This window comes from Pseudomonas sp. XWY-1 (assembly GCF_002953115.1).
Lineage (GTDB): Bacteria > Pseudomonadota > Gammaproteobacteria > Pseudomonadales > Pseudomonadaceae > Aquipseudomonas > Aquipseudomonas alloputida.
The window spans coordinates 4,777,132-4,801,692 of sequence record NZ_CP026332.1; the positions used below are offsets into that span (position 1 = coordinate 4,777,132).

Sequence of the window (24,561 nt, forward strand, 5' to 3'; positions counted from 1 at the left end):
CATACTTGAGCGATGACTTGCGAGAGGTAGTCCATGACCATTCACTGCGAGGTACTCACCGGCGTCGATGGCGCCCGCATCGGCATCGCCACCCTGGATGCGCCCAAGGCGCTCAATGCCCTGAACCTGCCGATGATCGAGGTGCTGGGCGAACAACTGCATGCCTGGGCCCGCGACCCGGGTATCGTCTGCGTGCTGCTGCGCGGCAACGGGGCAAAAGCCTTTTGCGCAGGCGGCGATGTCCGTGCGCTGGCGCAAGCCTGCCGGGACCACCCCGGCAGTGTCCCACCGCTGGCGGCCTCCTTCTTCGCCGCCGAATACCGCCTGGACTTTGCCCTGCACACCTACCCCAAACCGTTGCTGTGCTGGGGCCATGGGCATGTGCTGGGTGGGGGCATGGGGCTGCTGCAAGGCGCCAATGTACGTATCGTCACCCCCAGCAGCCGGCTGGCCATGCCGGAAATCAGCATCGGCCTGTACCCTGACGTAGGCGCCAGTTGGTTCCTGGCCCGACTGCCGGGCAAGCTGGGTTTGTTCTTCGGCCTGACAGGTGCGCCGATCAACGCCCGCGATGCCCTTGACCTAGGCCTGGCTGACCGTTTTCTGGGCGAGCACCAGCAAGAGGCCTTGATCGAGGAGTTGGTGCAACTCAACTGGCAGGAGCAGACCGCCATACAACTGAACAGCCTGCTCAAGGCCGAGCAGCATCGTGCCTGCGCCGAGCTGCCTGATGCCCAGTGGCTGCCACGACGGCATGAGATCGATCAGTTACTCGACGTGGCGGATGCGGCTTCAGCCTGGCGCGCGCTGGAAAGGCTCAAGCAGCATGACGACCCATTGCTGGCAGATGCCGGCCACCGTCTGCATGAGGGTTGCCCGCTGACGGCGCATCTGGTCTGGGAGCAGATCCGCCGGGCGCGGTACCTGTCGTTGGCGCAGGTGTTCCAGATGGAATACAGCATGAGCCTGAACTGTTGCCGCCACCCTGAATTCAGTGAAGGCGTGCGCGCTCGCCTGCTGGACAAAGACAACCAGCCGCGCTGGCACTGGCCTGATGTGGCGCAAGTACCGGCGGCGGTAGTCGAGGCGCATTTTGCCAAGGCGTGGGAAGGACGGCACCCATTGGCGGATGTGGGTTAGCCTGCTGATGCGGGGGCTGCTTTTCAGCCCCCGCCTCCGCTCAGCTAGCGCTGCCAGTTTCCTCCTCGCCCCTGCCCGCCCCGCCCGTCCCAGCGCCCGCGGTGGTCAACCTGCCGATTGGAGTGCCGGTCGCCCTGCCGGTAACGCTGGCTGTCATTGCGATAGTCATGGCGATCCCGGTCCTGCCGGTAGTCTTGCCGCTGGCGATTGCCGTAGTCATGGCGCGGGTTGCCATGCCACTGGTTCATCCTCGGCTGCGGATAGGGCCGGTAATGGGGCACAGGGGCCGACCGATTGTAGTAACGGGGAGCAGGCTGATAGTAGTAGCGCGGCGCAGGCGCCACATAGTAACGGTCATAGCGGTAATACCCCGGCGCCACATAGCGGTCGGTGGAGTAATAGTCCGAACGGTAATAGCCCCCGCGCTCATGGTACGGGGCGCAGGCCGAAGTCATCAGCCCCAGCAGGGCGATCAACAGGATTCGATAGGACATGGCGGCCTCCTGGACCGCTGGAGTGCCCGAACAGCGGCGCTGGCGAGCGTCGATACAAGATGTGTAAATCGACACTGAGTAAGACAGTGGCGGGCAGGTGCAGTGCCGTTTCTGCAATAACTTGATACAGCTGCAATAACCCTGAAAAACTTGCAGTCATTTGCCGGCCATCTCACTAGAATAAGCGGCTCGGCACACATCACGGGAAGATCATGCCCTTACGTTCCGCTCTGTTCTCGCAACGCTCGCTGATCGTTACCCTGCTCGTGTTACTGGCATGCGGCTTCCTGGCCACCTCGCTGCTCAGCTACTTCTCCTCGCGCAGCGCCATCCGCGACGGCATCATCAATACCGAATTGCCGCTAACCTCCGACACTGTCTACTCGGAAATCCAGAAAGACCTGATCCGCCCGGTGCTGATCGCCTCGATGATGGCCCAGGACACCTTCCTGCGCGACTGGGTACTGTCCGGCGAGCAGGATACCCAACGCATGACCCGCTACCTGAGCGAGGTCCTGGGCAAGCAGGACATCTTCACGTCCTTTTTCGTGTCCGATCGCACGCTGACCTACTACCAGGCCAAAGGCGTGCTCAAGCACGTCGAACCGGGCACCTGGCGTGATGCCTGGTATTTCCGTCTGCGTGAACTCAAGGCCCCTTATGAGATCAACGTCGACCTGGACATGGCCAACCAGGACAGCCTGACCGTGTTCATCAATTACCAGGTGCACGACTACCAGCAGCGCTTCATCGGCGCGGCAGGCGTAGGGCTGAGCGTATCGTCGGTGGTCAAGCTGATCGATCAGTACCAACGCCGCTACCAGCGCGCGGTGCTCTTCACGGATGCCAAGGGCAAGGTGCTGATGACCGGCTCCGAGGGTGGCCCGCATGGCTTGCAAGTCGGCCAGTCACTTAAGGACAACCCTGAGCTGAAGGCCATGCTGGCCGAGCAGTTGGTGCCGGGCGAAGGCAGCCACGAGTACCATGACAGCGAAAACCACAGCCACTTTCTCAACATTCGCCACCTGCCCGAACTGGACTGGTACCTGTTGGTGGACAAACGCGAAACCGGCGTCCTCGACCGCATTCGCCACGCGCTGTACCTGAACCTGGCGATCTGTACGATGATCACCCTGGTGGTGCTGGCACTGGTGCATGCCATGGTCCGCCGCCACCAGGCCAGCACCGAAGCCTTGGCCACGCTCGACAGCCTCACCGGCTTGTACAACCGGCGCAGCTTCGACCTGCTCGCCGCCCAGGCGCTGCGAGAAGCCAGGCGCGACAGTAGCCCACTGGTGGCCTTGCTGATCGATCTGGACCACTTCAAGGCGCTGAACGACAACCACGGCCACCTGGCAGGTGACGAAGTGCTACGCCAATTCGCCAATGTGCTGCAAGGCAGCCTGCGTCAGTCAGATATACTGTGCCGCTGGGGCGGTGAGGAATTCATCGTGCTGCTGCGCGAAGCTGAAGGCCGCCAGGCCATCGAGGTGGCGGAAAAGATCCGCCGACGCACCGAGCAGCTGACCTTCAGTTACGACAACCAGCCGCTGCGGCTGACCACCAGCATCGGCCTGAGCAGCCTGCAACCGGGGGATACCCTGCACGCCCTGCTGACCCGCGCCGACCGCGCGCTTTATCGTGCCAAGCAGGCTGGCCGCAACCGTGTCTGCAGTGAAACCCGCCATGAATGACAAGCAACACTGCCCCGCTTGCGGTGCCCTCAACCAGTGCAGCCTGGCCGACCCACGCCGTGCCACCCAAGCGTGTTGGTGCTATAGCGTGACCATCGACCCGGCCGTGCTCCAGGCCTTGCCCGACGAGCTGCGCAACAAGGCCTGTCTGTGCCCGCGCTGCGCCGCCGTTGAAGAACAGCTCCGTCCATCCGCTGCCCACTGATCGTTGCCATGCGCCTTGACCGTTTCCTCGCCAACCTGCCCAGCTACAACCGCCAGAACGTTCGCCTGATGCTGGCGCAACGCCGCGTGCGAGTGGATGGCCAGGTAGTCAGCGACCCGCTGACCGACGTGCGTGAATTCAGCCGCGTAGAGCTGGACGAGCAACTGCTGCAGGCCGGCCGCCCGGCCCGCTACCTGATGCTGTACAAGCCCACTGGCTGCGTAAGCGCCACTCACGACCCGCAACACCGTACCGTTCTCGACCTGCTGCCAGCGGCGTTTCGAGATGACCTGCACATAGCCGGGCGCCTGGATTTCAACACGACCGGCCTGATGATCCTGACCAACGATGGCCAGTGGTCACGGCGCCTGACCCAGCCTGCCACCAAGCTGCCCAAGCATTATCTGGTGGACACCGAGGACGAGATTGGCGAGCACTATGTGGCCAAGTTTCGCGAGGGTTTCTATTTTGCCTTCGAAGACCTCACCACCCAACCTGCCCAGCTGGACATCCTCGGCCCCCACCGAGCCCGGCTGGCGATCGTCGAGGGGCGATACCACCAGGTCAAGCGCATGTTCGGGCATTTCAACAACAAGGTGGTGGGGCTGCATCGGGAGAGCATGGGGGCGATCCGGCTGGATCCGGGGTTGGCGCCGGGGGAGTATCGTGAACTGACGGCCAATGAGATAGCCACTGTCTAGGCCGTGACAGACAGCCCGTGTCGTCATACGACCGCTCAGCGACAAAAGTCACATTACTTACCGAACGGCACTTGCGCGATCCCCAACCCACTGCTTGAATCCAAATCGTCAGTCTGCATGTGACTACCAAGTCACACCTGCAGCCGATGACACTTTTTGCCGGCCACCCAAAGCCTAGATGCCTTGGGGCACGGCAAATTGCCCGCCAAAAACAATACCGTCGACGCAAGTGCCAAGGATCGACACAGGGCCCCCGGATTATCTTCAGGCAAATGCCTACCTGTCATAAAGAACGTGCACCCTAGGTGACGCGAATACCCTTTTTGCGCCAGGAGTCGATGACATGAGGCCAGAAATCGCTGTACTTGATATCCAAGGTCAGTATCGGGTTTACACGGAGTTCTATCGCGCGGATGCGGCCGAAAACACGATCATCCTGATCAACGGCTCGCTGGCCACCACGGCCTCGTTCGCCCAGACGGTACGTAACCTGCACCCACAGTTCAACGTGGTTCTGTTCGACCAGCCGTATTCAGGCAAGTCCAAGCCGCACAACCGTCAGGAACGGCTGATCAGCAAGGAGACCGAGGCGCATATCCTCCTTGAGCTGATCGAGCACTTCCAGGCAGACCACGTGATGTCTTTTTCGTGGGGTGGCGCAAGCACGCTGCTGGCGCTGGCGCACCAGCCGCGGTACGTGAAGAAGGCAGTGGTGAGTTCGTTCTCGCCAGTGATCAACGAGCCGATGCGCGACTATCTGGACCGTGGCTGCCAGTACCTGGCCGCCTGCGACCGTTATCAGGTCGGCAACCTGGTCAATGACACCATCGGCAAGCACTTGCCGTCGCTGTTCAAACGCTTCAACTACCGCCATGTGAGCAGCCTGGACAGCCACGAGTACGCACAGATGCACTTCCACATCAACCAGGTGCTGGAGCACGACCTGGAACGTGCGCTGCAAGGCGCGCGCAATATCAACATCCCGGTGCTGTTCATCAACGGCGAGCGCGACGAGTACACCACAGTCGAGGATGCGCGGCAGTTCAGCAAGCATGTGGGCAGAAGCCAGTTCAGCGTGATCCGCGATGCGGGCCACTTCCTGGACATGGAGAACAAGACCGCCTGCGAGAACACCCGCAATGTCATGCTGGGCTTCCTCAAGCCAACCGTGCGTGAACCCCGCCAACGTTACCAACCCGTGCAACAGGGGCAGCATGCATTTGCCATCTGAGCGGCTCGGCGCCTTGTAGCCAATACCCGCAGGCCACGGGGCGCCGACAAGCTTTTTTATAACTTGGGCTTCTAATTCGCTGAAGGTTCTGGTAAAAAGTCGAGCTCAGATGCGGGTATAGTTTAGTGGCAAAACGAAAGCTTCCCAAGCTTTAGTTGAGGGTTCGATTCCCTCTACCCGCTCCACATCGCATTCCCGCATGGCGTTCCAGCAACGTCATCGCAGTCAAAAGGAGCCTTGGCTCCTTTTTTCGTTTTTCATCCTGCCTTGACCTGGCCCATGGCCATTTACCCACCGATCCGCTTCAATGCGCATCGGGCCTTTGCGTGCGCAAGCGAAACGGCTTGTGGCGGATATGCTCACTGGATTCGTGAAACCATTCGAAAGGACAACGCATGTTTCTCTCCCGCTGGCTACCGGGCCTTGCCAACCTGCTGCACTACCGCCGTGAATGGTTCCACGCCGATCTGCAGGCGGGCCTGTCGGTAGCCGCGATCCAGATTCCCATTGCCATTGCCTATGCGCAGATCGTCGGGCTGCCGCCGCAATATGGCCTGTACGCCTGTGTGCTACCGATGATGGTCTACGCGCTGATCGGTAGCTCGCGCCAGCTGATGGTCGGCCCCGACGCCGCCACCTGCGCGATGATCGCCGGTGCCGTGGCACCGCTGGCCATGGGCGACCCGCAGCGCATCGTCGAACTGTCGGTGATCGTCACCGTGCTGGTCGGCGTGATGCTGATTGCCGCGGGCCTGGCGCGGGCCGGGTTCATCGCCAGCTTCTTCTCGCGGCCGATCCTGATCGGCTACCTCAACGGTATCGGCCTGAGCCTGATCGCCGGGCAGCTGTCCAAAGTGGTGGGCTTCAAGATCGAGGGCGACGGTTTCATCCTCAGCCTGATCAACTTCTTCCAGCGTCTGGGGGAAATTCACTGGGTCACATTGATCATCGGCCTGGCCGCCCTGGGCCTGCTCATCTGGCTGCCACGGCGCTACCCGCGCCTGCCCGCAGCCCTCACGGTAGTGGCGTTGTTCATGCTGCTGGTTGGTCTGTTCGGCCTTGACCGCTTCGGCGTCGCCGTCCTTGGGCCGGTACCTGCAGGCATCCCGCAACTGGCCTGGCCACACAGCAACCTGGCGGAAATGAAGAGCCTGCTGCGCGACGCCCTGGGTATCGCCACCGTCAGCTTCTGTAGCGCCATGCTTACCGCACGCAGCTTTGCCGCCCGGCATGGCTATGCGATCAACGCCAACCACGAATTCGTCGCCCTGGGCGTGAGCAACCTGGCGGCCGGGGTTTCCCAGGGCTTTGCCATCAGCGGTGCCGACTCGCGCACTGCAGTCAACGACATGGTCGGTGGCAAAAGCCAGCTGGTGGGCATCATCGCGGCACTGGTGATCGCCCTGATCCTGCTGTTCTTCACCGCGCCCATGGCCTGGATCCCCCAGGCTGCGCTGGGCGCCGTGCTGCTGATGGCAGGCTGGGGGTTGATCGACATCAAGTCGCTGGGGCATATCCGGCGTCTAAGCCGCTTCGAGTTCTGGCTGTGCCTGGTGACCACGGCGGGCGTACTGAGCTTGGGCGTGCTGCCCGGTATCGTGTTTGCCGTGACCCTGGCGATCCTGCGCCTGCTTTACAGCATCTACCAGCCCACCGATGCCGTACTGGGCTGGCTGCCGGGCACCGAAGGCCAGGTGGACATCCGCAAATTCAAGGACGCCCGCACCGTGCCTGGCCTGGTGGTGTACCGCTTCGACGACGCCATCCTGTTCTTCAATGCCGACTACTTCAAGATGCGCCTGCTTGAAGCCGTGCAAAGCCAGGACCAGCCTAAAGCCGTGCTGTTCGATGCCGAAGCGGTAACCAGCATCGATGTCAGCGGCATCGCCGCCCTGCGCGAAGTGCGCGACACCCTGGCGGCCCAAGGCATCTTCTTCGCCATCGCCCGCGCCCGTGGCACTTTCCTGCGCATGTTGGTGCGCTCGGGGATGGCGCGGGACATGGAAGAAAAACTGCTATTCGGCTCGGTACGCGCAGGGATTCGTGCGTACCGCGTGTGGCGCAACCGAAACCACAGTGTGCAAGTGACCGAACAGGGTTGAGCGGCTTTCATCCTGTTCAACCTGCTGCGCCTGTGCTGGCCCTTTCGCGGGTAAACCCGCTCCTACATGGACTTGTAGGGGCGGGTTTACCCGCGAAAGGGCCAGCACAGACAACACAAAACCATCGCCCTGACACCAACCCTCGCACACCTCGCATGACATGCTAAAGTCGCCCCGTTCCCCGCACCACTCAACGGACCCAGCATGCCCGCTCTCGATGCCACCCTCACCCCCTGGCCAGAACTCGCCGCCCGCCACCCCTGCGACGCCCTGCTGCTGGGCAACGGCGCCAGCCGCGCAGTATGGAAGCCGTTCGGCTACTTCTCGTTGTTCGAGCAAGCGCAACGCGCAGGCCGCAAGAAAGGCCTGGCGGTCAGCGACCAGGCACTGTTCAAGTCCTTGGCCACGGAACTGTTCGAGCCGGTGCTCAGCGCCCTCAACACCACCGTGCGGACCAATGCCGCCCTGGCCATCAACTCCACCGCACCGCTGAACCGCTACTACTCGATCAAGGAAGCGTTGATTCACGCCGTGCGCACGGTGCATCTGCCCTGGCCGCTGATGCCGCCGGCCACACTGGCAACCCTCAATCAGGCCCTGCGTGGCTATCGAAGCGTCTACACCAGCAACTACGACCTGCTACTGCCATGGGCCGTACATCACGCCCCGAATGGCTTCGCCGAACTGTTCGACGAACAAGGCTATTTCGACGTGCGACGCACCGGCAGCGAAGGCACCCGGGTGCTGCACCTGCATGGCGGCCTGCACCTGCTCAAGCTGCCCGACGGCACCACCCGCCAGCGCAGCGCTGAAAGTGCCGAACTGCTCGATGGGTTTGCCGTGAACATCCCGGGTGAAGTACCGCTTTTCGTCAACGAAGACCGCAGCGACGAAAAACTGCGCGCTATCCGCAACTCGGACTACCTGAACTGGTGCCTGGGGCAGCTGGCGCAGGAAAACCACGGGATATGCCTGTTCGGACAGCATCTGGACAGCAGTGACCGGCACCTGCTCGACGCTGTGCGCCAAGCCCGTCCGCAACAGCTATCCATTGCCATTCGGCCGCTGGGCGAGGCTTCGGTGATCAATCAGAAGCAGCATTTTGCAGATCGTTTCGGGGATTTGCCGGGGACGGCGGTGCATTTCTTCGATGCCAGCACCCACCCGTTGGGGCAGGCAGCATTGGCTATCGAAGTGCCCTCTGCTCGGCGCTGACAGCGTCCCCGGAGGCGTGCCGGTGGGTGGCGTCAGAGCAACCCATCCGCGCGCAACAACGATTCCAGGCAATGCTCCTGCACCCCATAGAACGCCTTGAGCTGGGCAATCTTCTCCAGCAACGCCCCGTTATCTCCCGCCTGCCGCCGCTTCACCGCAAGAATCATCTTGTTCTTGTTGGTGTGCTCCAGCGAGATGAACTCGAACACCTTGGTTTCATAGCCACAGGCTTCCAGGTACAGCGCACGCAGGCTGTCGGTCAGCATTTCGGCCTGCTGGCCCAGGTGCAGGCCGTACTGCAGCATGGGTTGCAGCAACCCCGGGCTGTGCAATTGCGGGCGGATCTGCTTGTGGCAGCACGGCGAGCACATGATGATCGCGGCGTTGCAGCGGATGCCGGTGTGGATTGCGTAGTCGGTAGCGATGTCACAGGCATGCAAGGCGATCATCACCTCGATGGCCTCAGGCACCACGCTGCGCACATCACCACACTGGAACTCCAGGCCTGGGTGGTCGAGGCGTGCGGCCGCGGCGTTGCACAGGTCGACCATGTCCTGGCGCAGCTCCACGCCGGTCACCTGTGCGTCACGGCCCAAACTGTTGCGCAGGTAGTCATGCATGGCAAAGGTCAGGTAGCCCTTGCCCGAACCGAAGTCGGCCACCCGCAGCGCCTGTTCCGTCGACACCGGTGCATTGGCCAGGGCGTGGTCGAAAACCTCGATGAACTTGTTGATCTGCTTCCACTTGCGCGACATGGACGGGATCAGTGCGCCTTGTGCGTCGGTCACACCGAGGTCGCGCAGAAACGGCCGCGACAGCTCCAGATAACGCTTCTTCTCGCGGTCATGCCCGCTGCCCGCATCGGCCACGCGCGGTGCCTGGGCACCGTGGCGCTGGAGCATCGGTTTGCCCTTCTTGCTGAAGGTCAGCTGCACTTCGCCGTCAGCATCGAACAGATGGGCATTGCGGAAGCTGTCCGGCAGCAGTTCGGCAACCAGCACCTGGGCCTGGTCCAGCGGCAGGTTGCGGGTGATGTCGCGGGTCTGGTGGCGGTAGACCAGCGACAGGCACGGCTGGCCCTTGACCTGCAGCGGCTTGGCAATGATCCGTTGCAAGGTCTGGTCGGCACCGACATGGCGCGCCAGCACCAGCTTGACCAGGGTTTCGCCGTGCAGGGTGGCGTTCAGCAGGTCGAGAAACTGAGCGCGCGCATCCGGCGCGCAAGAGGCAGAAGTACTGGCGGACATGAAAAAGGGGGCCTTGGGAAGCGGAACGCCTATTCTAACGTGCCCCAAGCACCCTGTGGGAGCGGGCTTGCCCGCGAACACCGGCAAAGCCGGTGCCAGACACCCTGTCGCCTGTTTCCAAGGCAAGCCTGTGCCCACAGGAAATCCAGCAAGGCTGGACGCTCCTTCAGTCGAGAATCACCAAGCGGTTGGGCAACTCGTTGCGTGCATGGGTTGGCGGCACGTGCTGGCTAAGCAACTCGCCACACGCTTCGATGCACTCGACAAAGCCCTGCAAGGTACGGCCCTGGCGCACCTGCTCGGCCAAGCGGGCACCGATGGCCGCGCGGGCTTGGGCATCCAGGCAGTGCTCGATACCCCGATCGACCAGGATCTCCACATGCCGCTCCGCCTCGCTGACGAAAATCAGCACGCCCGTGGCGCCCGCTGTGCGCTGCAGGTTCTGCTCGCGAAACTGCTGGTGGGCCAGGCGCGAGGCACGCCAGCGGCGCAAGGTACGGGGGATCAGCCAGTCGGCCAGGCGTGGGTTGCGCAGCAGCAGGCACAAAACGACGAACAGCAGCACGTTGCCCATCAGCACGCCACGCACGCTGGGCCAAGCCAGCAGCCAGTGCAACAGACCGGGCACGGTCAGTGCCAGCACGGCGGCCCACAACAACGGCCAATACGCATAATCGTCGGCACGACGGGCAAGCACCGTCACCAGTTCGGCATCGGTACGCCGTTCGGCACGGGCAATGGCTTCGGCAATCTGCCGCTGATGGTATTCGTCGAAGGGGGTCATGCCGTCGGTCTCTTGAGCGTTCTTATAGTTGTTATCCCGGCATTCGGGGCTTCATCCGCAGGCGACATATTCAGGCATAATCCGCCGCTGGAAGAATTGCCTGCAAATCGTACAACAATAGCCGCCTGAAAACTTCGGTCGCGCACGTATCACCGTGGATACGGCAGAGGCCCCAAAACGGAATTGATGATGAAACTGTCTTTGCTGGGCCTGGCCATGGGCCTTGCCAGTCAGGCGGCCCTCGCCGCCCCCACCGCCCCGCCCCTGCAGGACAAGCAGGCCTTTATCGAGCATCTGATCAGCCAGATGACCGAAGCCGAAAAAATCGGCCAGTTGCGCCTGATCAGCATCGGCCCGGAAATGCCCCGCGACAAGATCCGCGAGGAAATCGCCGCCGGCCGTATCGGTGGCACCTTCAACTCACGCACTGCCCCCGAAAACCGGCCGATGCAGGACGCGGCCATGCGCAGCCGCCTGAAGATCCCGATGTTCTTCGCCTACGACACCGTCCACGGCGAGCGCACCATCTTCCCGATCGGCCTGGGCATGGCCGCTACCTGGGACATGGAGGCCGTCGCCAAGGTCGGCCGCACCGCCGCGATCGAAGCCTCGGCCGACGCCCTGGACATGACGTTCGCGCCAATGGTGGATATCGCCCGTGACCCGCGCTGGGGCCGCACAAGCGAAGGTTTCGGCGAAGACACCTACCTGACTTCGAGAATCGGCCAGGTAATGGTGCGCTCGTTCCAGGGCAGCAGCCCGGCCAACCCCGACAGCATCATGGCCATCGTCAAGCATTTCGCCTTGTATGGCGCCGTGGAAGGCGGGCGCGACTACAACACGGTCGATATGAGCCTGCCGAAAATGTACAACGACTACCTGCCACCCTATCGCGCCGCGCTCGATGCAGGTGCCGGTGGCGTTATGGTGGCGCTGAACTCGATCAACGGCGTACCGGCCACCTCCAACACCTGGCTGATGAACGACCTGCTGCGCAAGGAGTGGGGCTTCAAGGGCGTGACCATCAGCGACCACGGTGCCATCCAGGAGCTGATTCGCCACGGCGTCGCCCGTGACGGCCGTGAAGCCGCCAAGCTGGCGATCAAGGCCGGCATCGACATGAGCATGAACGATACCCTGTACGGCGAAGAGCTGCCGGGCCTGCTGAAGTCCGGCGAGGTGACCCAGCGCGAGCTGGACCAGGCGGTGCGTGAAGTGCTGGGTGCCAAGTACGACATGGGCCTGTTCAAGGACCCGTACGTGCGCATCGGCAAGGCCGAAACCGATCTGAAGGACTACTACGGCAACGACCGCCTGCACCGCGAAGCTGCGCGTGACGTGGCACGCCGCAGCCTGGTGCTGCTGGAAAACCGCAACCAGACCCTGCCACTGAAAAAAGCCGGCACCATTGCCTTGGTCGGCCCGCTGGCCGATGCCCCGATCGACATGATGGGCAGCTGGGCCGCCGACGGTAAGCCCGTTCACTCGGTGACCGTGCGCGAAGGCTTGCGCCGCGCCGTGGAAGGCAAGGCCAAGCTGGTCTACGCCAAAGGCTCCAACGTCACGGGCGACAAGGCGATCTTCGATTACCTGAACTTCCTCAACTTCGATGCCCCGGAAATCGTCGACGACCCACGCCCGCCTGCCGTGCTGATCGATGAAGCAGTCAAGGCGGCGAAGCAATCCGACGTCGTGGTCGCAGTGGTCGGCGAGTCCCGCGGCATGTCCCACGAGTCGTCGAGCCGCACCACCCTGGAGATCCCGGCCAGCCAGCGCGAGCTGATCAAGGCGCTCAAGGCCACCGGCAAACCGCTGGTGCTGGTGCTGATGAACGGCCGGCCGCTGTCGATCAGCTGGGAGCGCGAGCAGGCCGATGCCATCCTGGAAACCTGGTTCGCCGGCACCGAAGGCGGCAATGCCATCGCCGACGTGCTGTTTGGCGACTACAACCCCTCCGGCAAGCTGGCCATTACCTTCCCACGGTCGGTGGGGCAGATCCCGATGTACTACAACCACACCCGCATCGGCCGGCCGTTCACGCCGGGCAAGCCGGGCAACTACACCTCGCAATACTTCGAAGAACCCAACGGGCCGCTTTATCCGTTCGGCTATGGCTTGAGCTACAGCAGCTTCGAGCTGTCAGGCCTGAACCTGTCGAGCAAGGATCTAAAGCGCGGCGATACGCTGGATGCCAAGGTAACAGTCAAGAACACCGGCAAGGTTGCAGGCGAGACGGTGGTGCAGCTGTACCTGCAGGATGTGTCGGCGTCGATGAGCCGCCCAGTGAAAGAGTTGAAAAACTTCCAGAAGCTGATGCTTGAACCGGGTGAAACCCGCACGTTGACCTTCCGCATCAGCGAGGACGACCTGAAGTTCTACAATGGCCAGTTGCAGCGGGTTGCCGAACCAGGGGAGTTCAATGTCCAGGTAGGGCTGGACTCCCAGGCGGTGCAGCAGCAGAGCTTTGAATTGCTTTGACTGAAAAAGGCCGCCTGTTCCGGCCTTTTCGCGGGTAAAACCGCGCCTACAGGTGCTGCAGAGTCCCTGTAGGCGCGGGTTTACCCGCGAAGAGGCCGGCCCCGATCTCCCACCACCGGATCCGCCCCCGATGCCCTTTTCCTTTCGCGCCCTGCGTCTGGGGCTGATCACCCTGCTGATCGTGCTGGGTACCGCACTCAGCGCCGGCTGGGCCATGCACCAGGCCAAGCGCCAGGCCATGGAAGACGACGCCAAGCGTGCCAGCCAGCAACTGGGCCTGTACGCCAACGCACTGCACACCCTGATCGATCGCTACCGTGCCCTCCCCGCCGTGCTGGCGCTGGACCCGGAGCTGATCGCAGCCTTGCGCGGCCCGGTCGACGAAAAGGCTCAGAACGCCCTGAACCTCAAGCTCGAACGCATCAATGGCGCCGCCAATTCCTCCACCCTCGAGCTGCTCGACCGCACCGGGCTGGCCATTGCCGCCAGCAACTGGCGGCTGCCCAGCAGCTACGTCGGCTCCAACTACGGTTTCCGCCCCTACTTCAAGCAAACCCGCAACCAGGGCAGTGGCCGCTTCTATGCCGTGGGCGTGACCAGTGGCGTGCCGGGCTACTTCCTCGCCAGCGCGGTGAACGACGAGCATGGCCGATTCCTTGGCGCCATGGTGGTGAAGCTGGAGTTCCCCGAGCTGGAACGCGAATGGCGACAGGGCAACGATATCCTGTTGGTCAGCGACGCCCGCGGCATCACTTTCATCGCAAACCAGGATGGCTGGCGCTACCGCGAACTTCAGCCGCTCAGTGGCGCCGACCGTGCCGAGCTGGCCGAAACCCGCCAGTACGACAAGCAACCGCTGGTGCCGCTACACCATCAGGTGCTGACGCGGTTTGCCCCCTACAGCACCCTTAGCCGCGTGCAAGGCCCCGAGGGTAGTACCGAGTACCTGTGGGAAAGCCTGCCGCTGGAAGGCGAAAACTGGACCTTGCACCTGCTGCGCAAACCGCAGGTCGCTGCCGACGGCCGTAACGCCGCGCTTGGCGCCGCCGCCGTCTGGCTGAGCCTGGTGTTCGCCGCCCTTTTCGTCAGCCAACGCCTGCGCCTGGCACGCCTGCGCCAGCGCAGCCGGCAAGAACTCGAACGCCAGGTCGAAGAACGCACCCGCGAGCTGCGCACTGCCCAGGAAGGCCTGGTGCAATCAGCCAAGCTGGCCGCACTCGGGCAGATGTCGGCGGCCATGGCCCACGAAATCAACCAACCGCTGACCACCCAACGTATGCAGCTGGAAACCCTGCGCCTGCTGCTTGACCATGGTCGCCATGACGAAGCGCGGCAAGCGCTGGAGCCACTGGAACAGATGCTCACGCGCATGGCAGCACTTACCAGCCACCTGAAAACCTTTGCCCGCAACAGCCCGATGGGCCTGCGCGAACGCCTTGACCTGGCAACCGTGGTCGACCAGGCCTTGCACCTGCTGGAAGCGCGCCTTCGCAACGAGGAAGTGGAAGTGGCTCTGTACCTGGCACGCCCGGCCTGGGTACGCGGCGATGCCATCCGCCTGGAGCAGGTGCTGATAAACCTCCTGCACAATGCACTCGACGCCATGCTCGACAAGCGTTACAAACGCCTGGAGATCCGCATCGAACCCGACGGGGAGCTATGGCGCCTGAGTGTGCTCGACTCGGGTGGCGGCATTGCCGAAGCCGACCTGGCCAAGGTCTTCGACCCGTTCTTTACCACCAAACCGGTGGGGGAAGGGCTAGGGCTGGGCCTGGCCATTTCCTACGGCATCGTCCACGAGGCCGGCGGCCAGCTGCGGGCCGAAAACCTGCCTGGCGGCGCGCGCCTGAGCCTTACCCTGCCCCGTGACCTGGAGCCTGTATGTTGAATTCGGTGATCGTCGTCGATGATGAAGCCAGTATCCGCACTGCTGTCGAGCAATGGCTGAGCCTGTCTGGCTTCAGCGTGCAGTTGTTCGCTCGCGCCGAAGCGTGCCTGGCACACCTGCCGCAGCACTTCCCTGGGGTGATCATCAGCGATGTGCGCATGCCGGGCATGGATGGCCTGCAATTGCTCGAACGCCTGCAGGCGAACGACCCCGACTTGCCCGTGATTCTGCTGACCGGTCACGGTGATGTACCGATGGCGGTAGAAGCCATGCGCATGGGGGCCTATGACTTCCTGGAAAAACCCTTCACGCCGCAAGACTTGCTGGGCAGCCTGCGCCGCGCCCTTGAAAAACGCCAGCTGGTGCTTGAGAACCGCCGGCTCCACGAGCAGGCCGACCTCAAGTCACGCCTGGAAGGCACGCTGCTGGGCATGTCCCAGGGCCTGCAACAGCTGCGCCGGCAAGTGCTGGACCTGGCCGGCCTGCCGGTGAACGTGTTGATCCGCGGTGAAACCGGCAGTGGCAAGGAGCGGGTGGCCCGCTGCCTGCACGACTTCGGCCCCCGTGCCGCCAAGCCCTTTGTAGCCCTTAACTGCGCGGCCATCCCCGAGTCGCTGTTCGAGGCCGAACTGTTTGGCCATGAGAGTGGCGCCTTCACGGGCGCCCAGGGTAAACGCATCGGCAAGCTGGAGTATGCCAACGGTGGCACCGTGTTCCTCGACGAAATCGAGAGCATGCCCCTGGCCCAACAGGCCAAGCTGTTGCGGGTGATACAGGAGCAGAAACTGGAGCGCCTGGGGGCCAACCAGAGCATCAGCGTCGACCTGCGCATCATTGCTGCGACCAAGCCCGACCTGCTCGAGGAGGCTCGTGCCGGGCGCTTCCGCGAAGACCTGGCCTACCGCCTGAACGTCGCCGAATTGCGCCTGGCACCGCTGCGCGAGCGGCGGGAGGACATTCCGCTGCTGTTCGAGCACTTTGCCCGTGCTGCCGGTGAAAAGCTTGGCCGCGCGGCCCCGCCGCTATCGGGTGCTCAGCTGGCGCAGCTGCTGTCACATGACTGGCCTGGCAACGTACGTGAACTGGCCAATGCGGCGGAGCGGCATGCGTTGGGGCTGGGTTCGCCAAACTTCGAGGTGGCACCTGCCGGGCAGTCGCTGGGCGAGCAGATGGAAGCATTCGAGGCGCAATGCCTACGTGCGGCCTTGCGTCAACATGGGGGCGAGATCAAGTCGGTGATGGAGGCTTTGCAACTGCCGCGGCGCACGCTTAACGAAAAGATGCAACGGCATGGGCTGGTGCGCGAGGATTTTATTGGGTAGGCATGAGCGGAAATCCGCTTATGACCAAGACCTGGTAGGCAAAAAACCGCTCATAACGTCGAGGCTTTGGACTGCTTTGCAGCCCTTCGCGGTCAAGCCCGCTCCTGCAAAGGGCGGCGCAACACCCACTACTGTGCCGGCTCGGGCTATTTGATGCCCTCAAATGAATCAGCCCGCACCCATTTGGCACACCTTCTGCAATTGCCTTGGCAAGCTGCGCCACGGCGCGCTCCACAAAAACAACGAGAAGGTATCCCTCATGGATAACGCCACCTCCCTGCCCGCCGGGGCGGCCACCGCGCCTGCCGCAGAAAAAACCACCGCCAGCCGCTTGAAGTCGATTTTCAGCGGGTCCATCGGCAACATGGTCGAATGGTACGACTGGTACGTCTACGCCGCATTCTCGCTGTACTTCGCCAAGGCCTTCTTCCCCGCCGGCGACTCCACCGCACAACTGCTCAATACCGCCGCGATCTTCGCCGTGGGCTTCCTGATGCGCCCGATCGGTGGCTGGCTGATGGGCCTGTACGCCGACCGCAAGGGCCGCAAGGCCGCGCTGATGGCGTCGGTCCTGCTCATGTGCGCAGGCTCCCTGGTCATCGCCCTGACCCCGGGTTACGAAACCATCGGCGTCGCCGCACCTGTCCTGCTGGTCATCGCGCGCCTGCTGCAGGGCCTGTCGGTGGGTGGTGAATACGGCACCTCGGCCACCTACCTCAGCGAAATGGCCAGCAAGGATCGCCGTGGTTTCTTCTCCAGCTTCCAGTACGTGACCCTGATCTCCGGCCAGCTCATCGCCCTGGCGGTACTGATCATCCTGCAACAGACCCTGACCACCGAGCAGTTGTACGCCTGGGGCTGGCGCGTGCCGTTCGTGATCGGTGCGCTGTGCGCGGTGGTGGCCCTGTACCTGCGTCGCGGCATGGAAGAAACCGCCTCGTTCACCAAGAAGGAAAAGGCCAAGGAAAGCCTGATGCGCACCCTGCTGCGTCACCCCAAGGAGCTGATGACCGTCGTCGGTCTGACCATGGGCGGCACCCTGGCCTTCTACACCTACACCACCTACATGCAGAAATACCTGGTCAACACCGTGGGCATGAGCATCAGTGACTCGACCACCATCTCGGCCGCCACGCTGTTCCTGTTCATGTGCCTGCAGCCGGTGATCGGTGGTCTGTCCGACAAGATTGGCCGCCGTCCGATCCTGATCGCTTTCGGTGTGCTCGGCACCCTGTTCACCGTCCCCATCCTCAGCACCCTGCACACCATCCAGACCTGGTGGGGTGCGTTCTTCCTGATCATGGCCGCACTGATCATCGTAAGCGGCTATACCTCGATCAACGCCGTGGTCAAAGCCGAGCTGTTCCCAACCGAGATTCGCGCCCTGGGCGTGGGCCTGCCGTATGCCCTGACGGTGTCGATCTTCGGTGGCACCGCCGAATACGTGGCCCTGTGGTTCAAGAGCGCTGGTATGGAGAGCGGCTTCTACTGGTACGTCACCGCCTGTATCGCCTGCTCGCTGCTGGTTTACGCGACCATGAAAGACACCAAGCAGCACTCGCGGATTACCACTGAGTAACGCTGGCCTGGCAGTACTAAAAGGGGCGCTCCATTGCATGGAGCGCCCCTTTTCTATTCAGACTTTTCCTTCTTAACGCCCTATTAATTCCACCTTATCAAGCTGCAATGGCTGGCAGAACGTTGGCGCCCGCAAGGACGCTCCCTAGCCAGGGTTGCGGCCTGAAGCACCACATACGCGCCCAAATACATCGAGCAAATAGATTATTAAGCGCTGTTTTTTGCGCTTTTTAATCAAGTTATTCGGCGTAGGATTAAACCCATAGAAACAAACAACTCACAAACCCCTGGAGCAACGACCATGAAAAACAAACTGATCCTTACCCTGGCCCTCTCGGTTTTCGCAGCTGGCGCCTTCGCCGAAGATGGCTTCGACCGGACCGACGCTCACACCTTTGCCGCAGTTCAAACCCAGTCAGCCAGCTACGCTGAAGACGGCTTCGACCGCACCGGTGGCCAACGCTTCGCCGAAGACGGCTTCGACCGCACCGGCGGCCAGCGCTTCGCCGAAGACGGCTTCGACCGCACCGGTGGCCAACGCTTCGCTGAAGACGGCTTCGACCGCACCGGTGGCCAACGCTTCGCTGAAGACGGCTTCGATCGCACCAACGCGCACCGCATCAGCTGATACCTGATTGCGAGCACCCAGCCCGGCTTCGGCCGGGCTTGATCATTTGCAGGCGAGCTCAGGCTTGGCACACTAGGCACCTTGTCCACCAGGAGGTAGGGCCAACAAGCCCAGCACAGATGTATTACTACGAACCCGCCAAAGGCCACGGCCTGCCGCACGACCCGTTCAATGCCATCGTCGGTCCCCGCCCGATCGGCTGGATCTCCTCTCAGGACCGCGAAGGCCGCCTGAACCTGGCGCCTTACAGCTTCTTCAATGCGTTCAACTACATCCCGCCGATCATCGGTTTCTGCAGCGTCGGGCGCAAAGACAGCCTGAACAACATCGAGCAGACCGGTGAGTTCGTCTGGAACCTGGCCACCCGCCCACTGGCCGAGCAAATGAACCTGAGCTGCGCACCGGTTGCTGCCGAAGTGAACGAATTCGAATTGAGCGGCCTCACTGCCGCACCGTCGAGCATCGTCAAGGTGCCGCGCGTGGGTGAAACGCCGGTAGCCTTCGAGTGCAAGGTCAGCCAGATCGTCCAGCTCAAGCGGGCCGACCAGCAAGAGGTGCCCAGCTGGCTGATCCTTGGGGAAGTGGTGGCGGTGCACATTGCCGAGCACCTGTTGAACAACGGCATCTACGATACCGCTGCCGCCGAGCCAATCCTGCGTGGGGGTGGCCCGGCGGATTATTTCGAGCTGGGCAACCTGTTCAAGATGGCCCGGCCGCCGGCCTGATCACCAGACCAGCTCACCCTCTTCGCTGACGCCCTGCAGGCGTTGCAGTTCGGCGGTGGCCGCTTCGTCGGCGGCCACGGCGCCCTTGAATACCTGCCCGTCGAGAACCTTGTGAAAGCGCGGCGCGCCGCCCATGCCCAAGGCTTTGACCGCGATGGCTGCGTTGTAGCCGCCACCTTCCACCGGCACCATCGCCGATACCGCTTCGAAATGAGTGAATTCCCTACGTGCCATGTTGCTGTCCGCGTGATTGAACAAGGGCGTCACTTTACCTCATTCACGCTCAATCGAAGGTATGCAAGTCCAGGCTGCTGACCACCTGGGCCTGCACCAGCTCACCGAACACCTCCAGTGTCGGCGAAGCAAAGTAACCACTCATCGCCTGCTGGTCCTGCCAGCTTCCGCTGAGCAACCACAGGTCAGCATCAGCCTGCGAACGCTGCACGGTAAAACTCAGGCAACCCGGTGTACGCAGCGAGGGCTCGAGCAGGTCACGCAGGCGCGCGCCCAGCTCTGCCGAGCGCCCGCTGCTGGCACGGATGAAAGCAAGGTGGGTGACCGGTTGTTTAAGGGTCATTGCACAATCTCCTTGAAGCAGGCGGACGGAAAAGCCAGGCTGCCAAGGTTAGGCGCTCACCCGCGCAGCGCGTTAGGCCATTACTGCATGTCGATTGCCTGATCCTGCAGCGCGGCAGGATCAGGCAATCCACATGCAGCTTTCGACTAGCGCCCGTCTTTGCCCAAACCTATGCTGCGTCGGTCAGCAGAGGAAAGCCATCATGACCACCGCCACGTCCACCGAACCGACCCTGGAACTGCAGCGCCTGGAGCTGGCCGAGCTGATCAACCGCCATGCGGGCGAGCCCTATGGCCCAGCATCGGCCATTGATGACCTGTACCTGGTGCGTCACACCGAAAATGTGCGTTCTGTACCCACCCTGGCGCAGCCTGCCCTGTGCATCCTTGCCCAAGGCAGCAAAAGCCTGTTCCTGGGTGACGAGCAGTATGCCTACGACCCACTGCATTACATGGTCGTTTCGGTGACCTTGCCACTCAGTGCCGTGAGGCTGGATGCCAGCCCCGAGAACCCAAGCCTGGGCCTGCGCATGGACCTGGACCCGGCGGAGATCAGCCAGCTGATCGCCGAGAGCGGCCCGATGCTGGTACCCAATCGACCTTCCGGCCGTGGTTTGTATGTGGAAAGGACAGATGCCGCGTTACTCGATGCCCTGCTGCGGTTGCTGCGGCTGCTGGACACCCCCCGCGACATCGCAATGCTGGCGCCGCTGTTCCGCCGAGAGATTCTCTACCGCCTGCTGCGTGGGCCGCAGGGTTACCGGCTGTATGAAATTGCCTTGGCCAACAGCCAGACCCACCGGGTTTGCCAGGCCATCACTTGGCTCAACAACAACTTCCAACAGCCGCTGCGTATCGAGGACCTGGCCCGTGAGGTCAACCTCAGCACCTCGACCTTGCACCACCGCTTCAAGGCCGTGACCTCGATGAGCCCGCTTCAGTACCAGAAGCAGCTGCGCCTGCAGGAGGCGCGGCGGCTGATGTTGAACGACGGGCTGGAGGCGGCGGTGGCGGCTTATCGGGTGGGTTATGAAAGCCCGTCGCAGTTCAGCCGTGAATACAGCCGGCTTTACGGCGCGCCGCCGATTCGTGATGTGGCTCGGTTGCGGGCTACTGCGGTCTGAAGCTCGACATTCGCCTGCAGCGGCGCTTTCGCGGGTAAACCCGCTCCTACAGGTTTTTGCACAGATGCGAAAATTGCGCGCTGCCTGCAGGTGCGAGAGGCCGATACAGGCAATCGCAATGCTTCAACCCAACACCGCGGCCTGCCACTGATTCTGATCCACCTGAATCAAGGTCGGCCCCTTGCGCTCCACCGCTTGCCCGAGCGCGGCCTGCAATTGGGCGATATCGGCCACGTTCTCTGCTGCCGCGCCCAACGCCCGCGCCACGCCGATGAAATCCGGGGTATGGATATCCACCCCGACCGGCTCGATCGCCCGATTGACCATGTATTTCTTGATTTCCTCGTACCCCTGGTTATTCCACAGCAGTACGATCAGCGGTACCTGCGCCTCCACTGCACTGGCCAGTTCCGGCAGGGTGAACTGCAAACCACCATCACCAATCAGGCACACCGCCGGAGCGCGTTCCACGGCCTGCTCGGCACTGCCCAACCAGGCGCCCATAGCTGCTGGCAACGCGTAACCCAAGGTGCCGTACCCGGTCGAGGCGTTGAACCAGCGGCGTGGCTGCTGCATGTCGAGTGTCAGGTTGCCGGTGTACACAGGTTGGGTCGAGTCGCCCACCAGAATCGCATTCGGCAGGCGCTCCAGTATGGCGCTCAGCAAACGCGTCTGGCTCAGGGTGGGCTGGTCCCAGTCTGCCGCCAGGACCTTGCGCAGGTCGGCCACGCGGGCCACGCCCCAAGTGCTTTCGTGCACTGGCTGCGGCTGGGCCTGCAAGGCACCGAGCAGCGCTTCGGCTGCCAGCTCGGCATCGGCCACCAGCGCCAGCTCCGGCAGATAATTACGCACGGTCTGGTCCGGGTCGATGTCAATGCGCAGCAGACTGCCCGGGATCTCGAAGCCTCCCTTGAAGGTCACGTCATAATCGGTTTCGGCCAGTTCGGTGCCGATCGCCAGCACCACGTCAGCCTCGGCCACCAGCGCCCGTGTGGCCGGTAACGACTGGGTCGAGCCGATCTGCAATGGGTGGCTGGCAGGCAGCAAGCCTTTGGCATTGATGGTCAGCGCCACCGGGGCCTGAAGGTGTTCGGCCAGGCGTGCCAGCGCAGCGCCCGCAGCCAACGCCCCGCCGCCGGCCAGAATCAGCGGCCGACGTGCACTGGCCAGTCGCTCAGCCATCTGCGCCACGGCCTGCGGTGCAGCCCCTGCCCGACTACCCCGTACAGGGCGGCCCGGCAGCAGGAAGTCGGCCGGTTCAACCAGCACATCGAGCGGGATTTCGATATGCACCGGGCGTGGCCGGGCACTGTCGAACACGGCAAATGCCCGGGCCAGCACCTGCGGCAAGTCGGCTGCACTCATCAAGGTGTGGGAAAACGCCGCCACCCCCGATACCAGCGCGGCTTGGTTGGGCAGCTCGTGCAACTTGCCACGGCCACCGCCCAGTTGGTCACGGGACTGCACGCTGGAAATCACCAGCATCGGGATCGAGTCGGCATAGGCCTGGCCCATGGCAGTGGTGATATTGGTCATGCCCGGGCCAGTGATGATGAAGCATACCCCGGGTTTGCCGCGGGTGCGCGCATAGCCGTCAGCCATGAACCCGGCACCTTGCTCATGACGCGGGGTGATGTGGCGAATGGAAGAGCCCGCCAGGCCACGATAGAGCTCCACGGTATGCACACCGGGGATGCCGAAGACATGATCGACGCCATAGCCTTCAAGGAGTTTGACCAGTACTTCGCCGCAGGTTGCCATCAGGGATCACCATGAATCTTGTTGGGGTATGCCCTTATTGGACCCAAGCCACGGCTATCGCCACAATGTAAAAAAACACATACTAGCCATGTCCTTTGATCATGGCTTACTGCAATGAAACGTCTCCCGCCCCTGCCTGCCCTGCACACGTTTCTGGTCACCGCCCAGCACTGCAACTTCACCCGCGCCGGGCAGCAGTTGCACATCACCCAGGGCGCTGTCAGCCGCCAGATTGCAGCCCTCGAAGAACACCTCGGTTATGCCCTGTTCAAGCGCGAGGCGCGTGGGTTGAGCCTGACCCGTGAAGGCCTGGACTGGTTGCCGCGGGTGCAGCAGGTGTTCGCCCTGATCGAACAAGGGGTGCGCGAGGTGGGTGAGCACAGCACCACCCTGCAGCTCAAGGCCCCCACCTGCGTGATGCGTTGGCTGCTGCCGCGCCTGATGGAGTGGCAGGCACTGCGCCCGGACGTACCGGTGGAGCTGACCACGACCGTGCAGCACGGGGTGGATTTCCGTCGCGAGGGCTTCGATGCGGCAGTGGTCTACGGCGATGCACCGAACCACGGGCTGCAGGTGCGCAAGCTGTTCGATGAGCAGCTGACCCCGGTGTGCGCACCGTCACTGCGTGAAGGGCCAGTGCCGTTGCAGCAGGTGGAAGACCTGGCCAGGCACATGCTGCTGCATCCCTCGCGGGATGAACACGACTGGCGGTTGTGGTTGCAGGCGGCTGGAGTGACGCTGGCCACGCATGGACCTAAACAACATTTCGAGACACTGGACATGGCGATGGCCATGGCCTCGCAGGGGACTGGGGTGGCGATCGGTGACTGGTCGCTGATTGGCGATGACCTGCGCGGTGGGCGGTTGTGCATGCCGTTTGCGCTGAAGGTGCTGACAGGCAAGGGGTATTACCTGGTGAGCCAGGCCAGGAGCTTACCGCCCGGGCTGCTGGAATTGCTGGACTGGCTGGAGGGCCAGGCCAGCCTGTGACGGCCCTTTCGCAGGCGACTCAATAGCCGACTGTGAACCGTTGCCGCGAGTGTTTCGGCTTCTCCAGCTCATCCAGCATGGCAATCGCATAGTCGGCAAACGTGATCCAGCTCTTGCCGTCCGCACCGATCAACAGATGATCCTTGCCCAGCGCATAGTGACCTCTGCGCTCACCCTCAACGAACTCAGCCGAAGGCGAGAGGAAGGTCCAGTCCAGGTTCGGCTCGCGCCGCAGCGCCTCCAGAAAACGCACGCCGGCACTGGCCTCGGCTTTATACGCCTCCGGGAAATCCGGGCTGTCGATCACCCGATGCCCTGACGGCAACAACAAGCTACCGGCGCCACCCACCACCAGCAGGCGCTTGACCCCGGCGCGCTTCACCGGCTCGATGATGGCGTGCGGCTGCATTGTCGAGAAATGCGCGGCACTCAACACAGCGTCCATACCTGCGACCGCTGCTTGCAGGGCCGCGCTGTCCGTGGCATCCAGCGACTTGACGGTCACACCCTCTCGCCCTGCAAGCGTGGAAGGGTCGCGGGCAATGGCCAGCACACGGTGACCACGGCGCAGGGCCTCTTCCAGTAACTGGCTGCCAGCGCGGCCAGTGGCACCGATGATTGCGATCTTGCTCATGAAATACTCTCCATCAGTTGAACGAAATGACTGCCCTTGGCGAC

The 24,561-nt window shown here is 62.8% G+C and carries 22 protein-coding genes and 1 tRNA gene; 16 read left to right on the top strand and 7 right to left on the bottom strand.

Features of this window, described 5'->3' with window-relative positions; translation table 11 throughout:
* Positions 1 to 33 precede the first annotated feature (33 nt).
* Positions 34 to 1,140 carry an enoyl-CoA hydratase/isomerase family protein gene (locus PRJ_RS22330; RefSeq protein ID WP_014592228.1) on the top strand — a complete coding sequence of 369 codons (1,107 nt, stop codon included), beginning with the start codon at positions 34 to 36 and terminating at the stop codon, positions 1,138 to 1,140.
* Positions 1,141 to 1,184: 44 nt separating this feature from the next.
* On the opposite strand, the gene PRJ_RS22335 is transcribed toward PRJ_RS22330, so the two are convergent.
* Positions 1,185 to 1,634 (bottom strand): hypothetical protein, encoded by a 450-nt coding sequence (locus PRJ_RS22335; protein ID WP_064491121.1) that lies wholly within the window; start codon positions 1,632 to 1,634, stop codon positions 1,185 to 1,187.
* Positions 1,635 to 1,846: 212 nt separating this feature from the next.
* Between PRJ_RS22335 and PRJ_RS22340 the strand changes: the two genes are divergently transcribed.
* The 7 genes from PRJ_RS22340 (at position 1,847) to PRJ_RS22370 (ending at position 8,782) form a co-directional block, all read left to right on the top strand.
* A complete protein-coding gene (locus PRJ_RS22340; protein WP_104962481.1) occupies positions 1,847 to 3,328 on the top strand; it encodes a diguanylate cyclase in 1,482 nt (493 codons plus the stop codon).
* The gene (locus tag PRJ_RS22345) at positions 3,321 to 3,533 is read left to right on the top strand and encodes a cysteine-rich CWC family protein (RefSeq protein ID WP_003252007.1); all 213 of its coding nucleotides are present in this window, start codon (positions 3,321 to 3,323) and stop codon (positions 3,531 to 3,533) included. Before PRJ_RS22340 ends, PRJ_RS22345 begins: the two co-directional genes overlap by 8 nt.
* Before the next feature lie 8 nt (positions 3,534 to 3,541).
* Positions 3,542 to 4,234 carry a pseudouridine synthase gene (locus PRJ_RS22350; protein ID WP_104962482.1) on the top strand — a complete coding sequence of 231 codons (693 nt, stop codon included), beginning with the start codon at positions 3,542 to 3,544 and terminating at the stop codon, positions 4,232 to 4,234.
* A 343-nt stretch (positions 4,235 to 4,577) separates the two neighbouring features.
* A complete protein-coding gene (gene phaG, locus PRJ_RS22355; RefSeq protein WP_010952516.1) occupies positions 4,578 to 5,465 on the top strand; it encodes a (R)-3-hydroxydecanoyl-ACP:CoA transacylase in 888 nt (295 codons plus the stop codon).
* A 111-nt stretch (positions 5,466 to 5,576) separates the two neighbouring features.
* Positions 5,577 to 5,650 (top strand) — tRNA-Gly (locus PRJ_RS22360).
* A gap of 210 nt (positions 5,651 to 5,860) precedes the next feature.
* On the top strand, positions 5,861 to 7,567 hold the full coding sequence (locus PRJ_RS22365; RefSeq protein WP_104962483.1) for a SulP family inorganic anion transporter: 1,707 nt from the start codon (positions 5,861 to 5,863) through the stop codon (positions 7,565 to 7,567).
* 204 nt (positions 7,568 to 7,771) lie between these two features.
* Positions 7,772 to 8,782 carry a DUF4917 family protein gene (locus PRJ_RS22370; protein WP_104962484.1) on the top strand — a complete coding sequence of 337 codons (1,011 nt, stop codon included), beginning with the start codon at positions 7,772 to 7,774 and terminating at the stop codon, positions 8,780 to 8,782.
* A gap of 32 nt (positions 8,783 to 8,814) precedes the next feature.
* Here PRJ_RS22370 and PRJ_RS22375 read toward each other — a convergent pair whose 3' ends face one another.
* On the bottom strand, positions 8,815 to 10,029 hold the full coding sequence (locus PRJ_RS22375) for an SAM-dependent methyltransferase (protein ID WP_104962485.1): 1,215 nt from the start codon (positions 10,027 to 10,029) through the stop codon (positions 8,815 to 8,817).
* 166 nt (positions 10,030 to 10,195) lie between these two features.
* A complete protein-coding gene (locus tag PRJ_RS22385; RefSeq protein WP_104962486.1) occupies positions 10,196 to 10,813 on the bottom strand; it encodes a TPM domain-containing protein in 618 nt (205 codons plus the stop codon).
* A gap of 186 nt (positions 10,814 to 10,999) precedes the next feature.
* On the opposite strand from PRJ_RS22385, the gene bglX reads away from it, so the two are divergent.
* The 6 genes from bglX to PRJ_RS22415 all read left to right on the top strand — a co-directional run bounded on the left by bglX (position 11,000) and on the right by PRJ_RS22415 (position 19,432).
* Positions 11,000 to 13,291, top strand: a complete 2,292-nt coding sequence (bglX, locus tag PRJ_RS22390; protein WP_104962487.1) for a beta-glucosidase BglX — start codon at positions 11,000 to 11,002, stop codon at positions 13,289 to 13,291.
* A gap of 130 nt (positions 13,292 to 13,421) precedes the next feature.
* Positions 13,422 to 15,179, top strand: coding sequence for an ATP-binding protein (locus PRJ_RS22395; protein WP_104962488.1), 1,758 nt, complete (start codon positions 13,422 to 13,424; stop codon positions 15,177 to 15,179).
* Positions 15,173 to 16,501: a sigma-54 dependent transcriptional regulator gene (locus PRJ_RS22400; protein ID WP_104962489.1), complete on the top strand. Its 1,329-nt coding sequence runs from the start codon at positions 15,173 to 15,175 to the stop codon at positions 16,499 to 16,501. The genes PRJ_RS22395 and PRJ_RS22400 overlap by 7 nt, the downstream gene beginning before the upstream one ends.
* Positions 16,502 to 16,760: 259 nt before the next feature.
* Positions 16,761 to 18,080 (top strand): MFS transporter, encoded by a 1,320-nt coding sequence (locus tag PRJ_RS22405; RefSeq protein ID WP_104962915.1) that lies wholly within the window; start codon positions 16,761 to 16,763, stop codon positions 18,078 to 18,080.
* Between the two features lie 300 nt (positions 18,081 to 18,380).
* Positions 18,381 to 18,707 (top strand): hypothetical protein, encoded by a 327-nt coding sequence (locus PRJ_RS22410; RefSeq protein WP_014592240.1) that lies wholly within the window; start codon positions 18,381 to 18,383, stop codon positions 18,705 to 18,707.
* Between the two features lie 119 nt (positions 18,708 to 18,826).
* On the top strand, positions 18,827 to 19,432 hold the full coding sequence (locus PRJ_RS22415) for a flavin reductase family protein (protein ID WP_004575149.1): 606 nt from the start codon (positions 18,827 to 18,829) through the stop codon (positions 19,430 to 19,432).
* On the opposite strand, the gene PRJ_RS22420 is transcribed toward PRJ_RS22415, so the two are convergent.
* Positions 19,433 to 19,699 (bottom strand): hypothetical protein, encoded by a 267-nt coding sequence (locus tag PRJ_RS22420; RefSeq protein WP_014859143.1) that lies wholly within the window; start codon positions 19,697 to 19,699, stop codon positions 19,433 to 19,435.
* A gap of 16 nt (positions 19,700 to 19,715) precedes the next feature.
* A complete protein-coding gene (locus PRJ_RS22425; protein ID WP_010952504.1) occupies positions 19,716 to 20,009 on the bottom strand; it encodes a putative quinol monooxygenase in 294 nt (97 codons plus the stop codon).
* A gap of 202 nt (positions 20,010 to 20,211) precedes the next feature.
* Here PRJ_RS22425 and PRJ_RS22430 point away from each other — a divergent pair, with 202 nt between their 5' ends.
* Complete coding sequence (locus PRJ_RS22430) at positions 20,212 to 21,132, top strand: AraC family transcriptional regulator (RefSeq protein WP_104962490.1); 921 nt, start codon at positions 20,212 to 20,214, stop codon at positions 21,130 to 21,132.
* 123 nt (positions 21,133 to 21,255) lie between these two features.
* On the opposite strand, the gene PRJ_RS22435 is transcribed toward PRJ_RS22430, so the two are convergent.
* A complete protein-coding gene (locus PRJ_RS22435) occupies positions 21,256 to 22,893 on the bottom strand; it encodes a 5-guanidino-2-oxopentanoate decarboxylase (RefSeq protein ID WP_104962491.1) in 1,638 nt (545 codons plus the stop codon).
* A 114-nt stretch (positions 22,894 to 23,007) separates the two neighbouring features.
* Between PRJ_RS22435 and PRJ_RS22440 the strand changes: the two genes are divergently transcribed.
* A complete protein-coding gene (locus PRJ_RS22440) occupies positions 23,008 to 23,883 on the top strand; it encodes a LysR substrate-binding domain-containing protein (RefSeq protein WP_012053627.1) in 876 nt (291 codons plus the stop codon).
* 19 nt (positions 23,884 to 23,902) lie between these two features.
* On the opposite strand, the gene PRJ_RS22445 is transcribed toward PRJ_RS22440, so the two are convergent.
* Positions 23,903 to 24,517: an NAD(P)-dependent oxidoreductase gene (locus PRJ_RS22445; RefSeq protein ID WP_104962492.1), complete on the bottom strand. Its 615-nt coding sequence runs from the start codon at positions 24,515 to 24,517 to the stop codon at positions 23,903 to 23,905.
* Positions 24,518 to 24,561 lie beyond the last annotated feature (44 nt).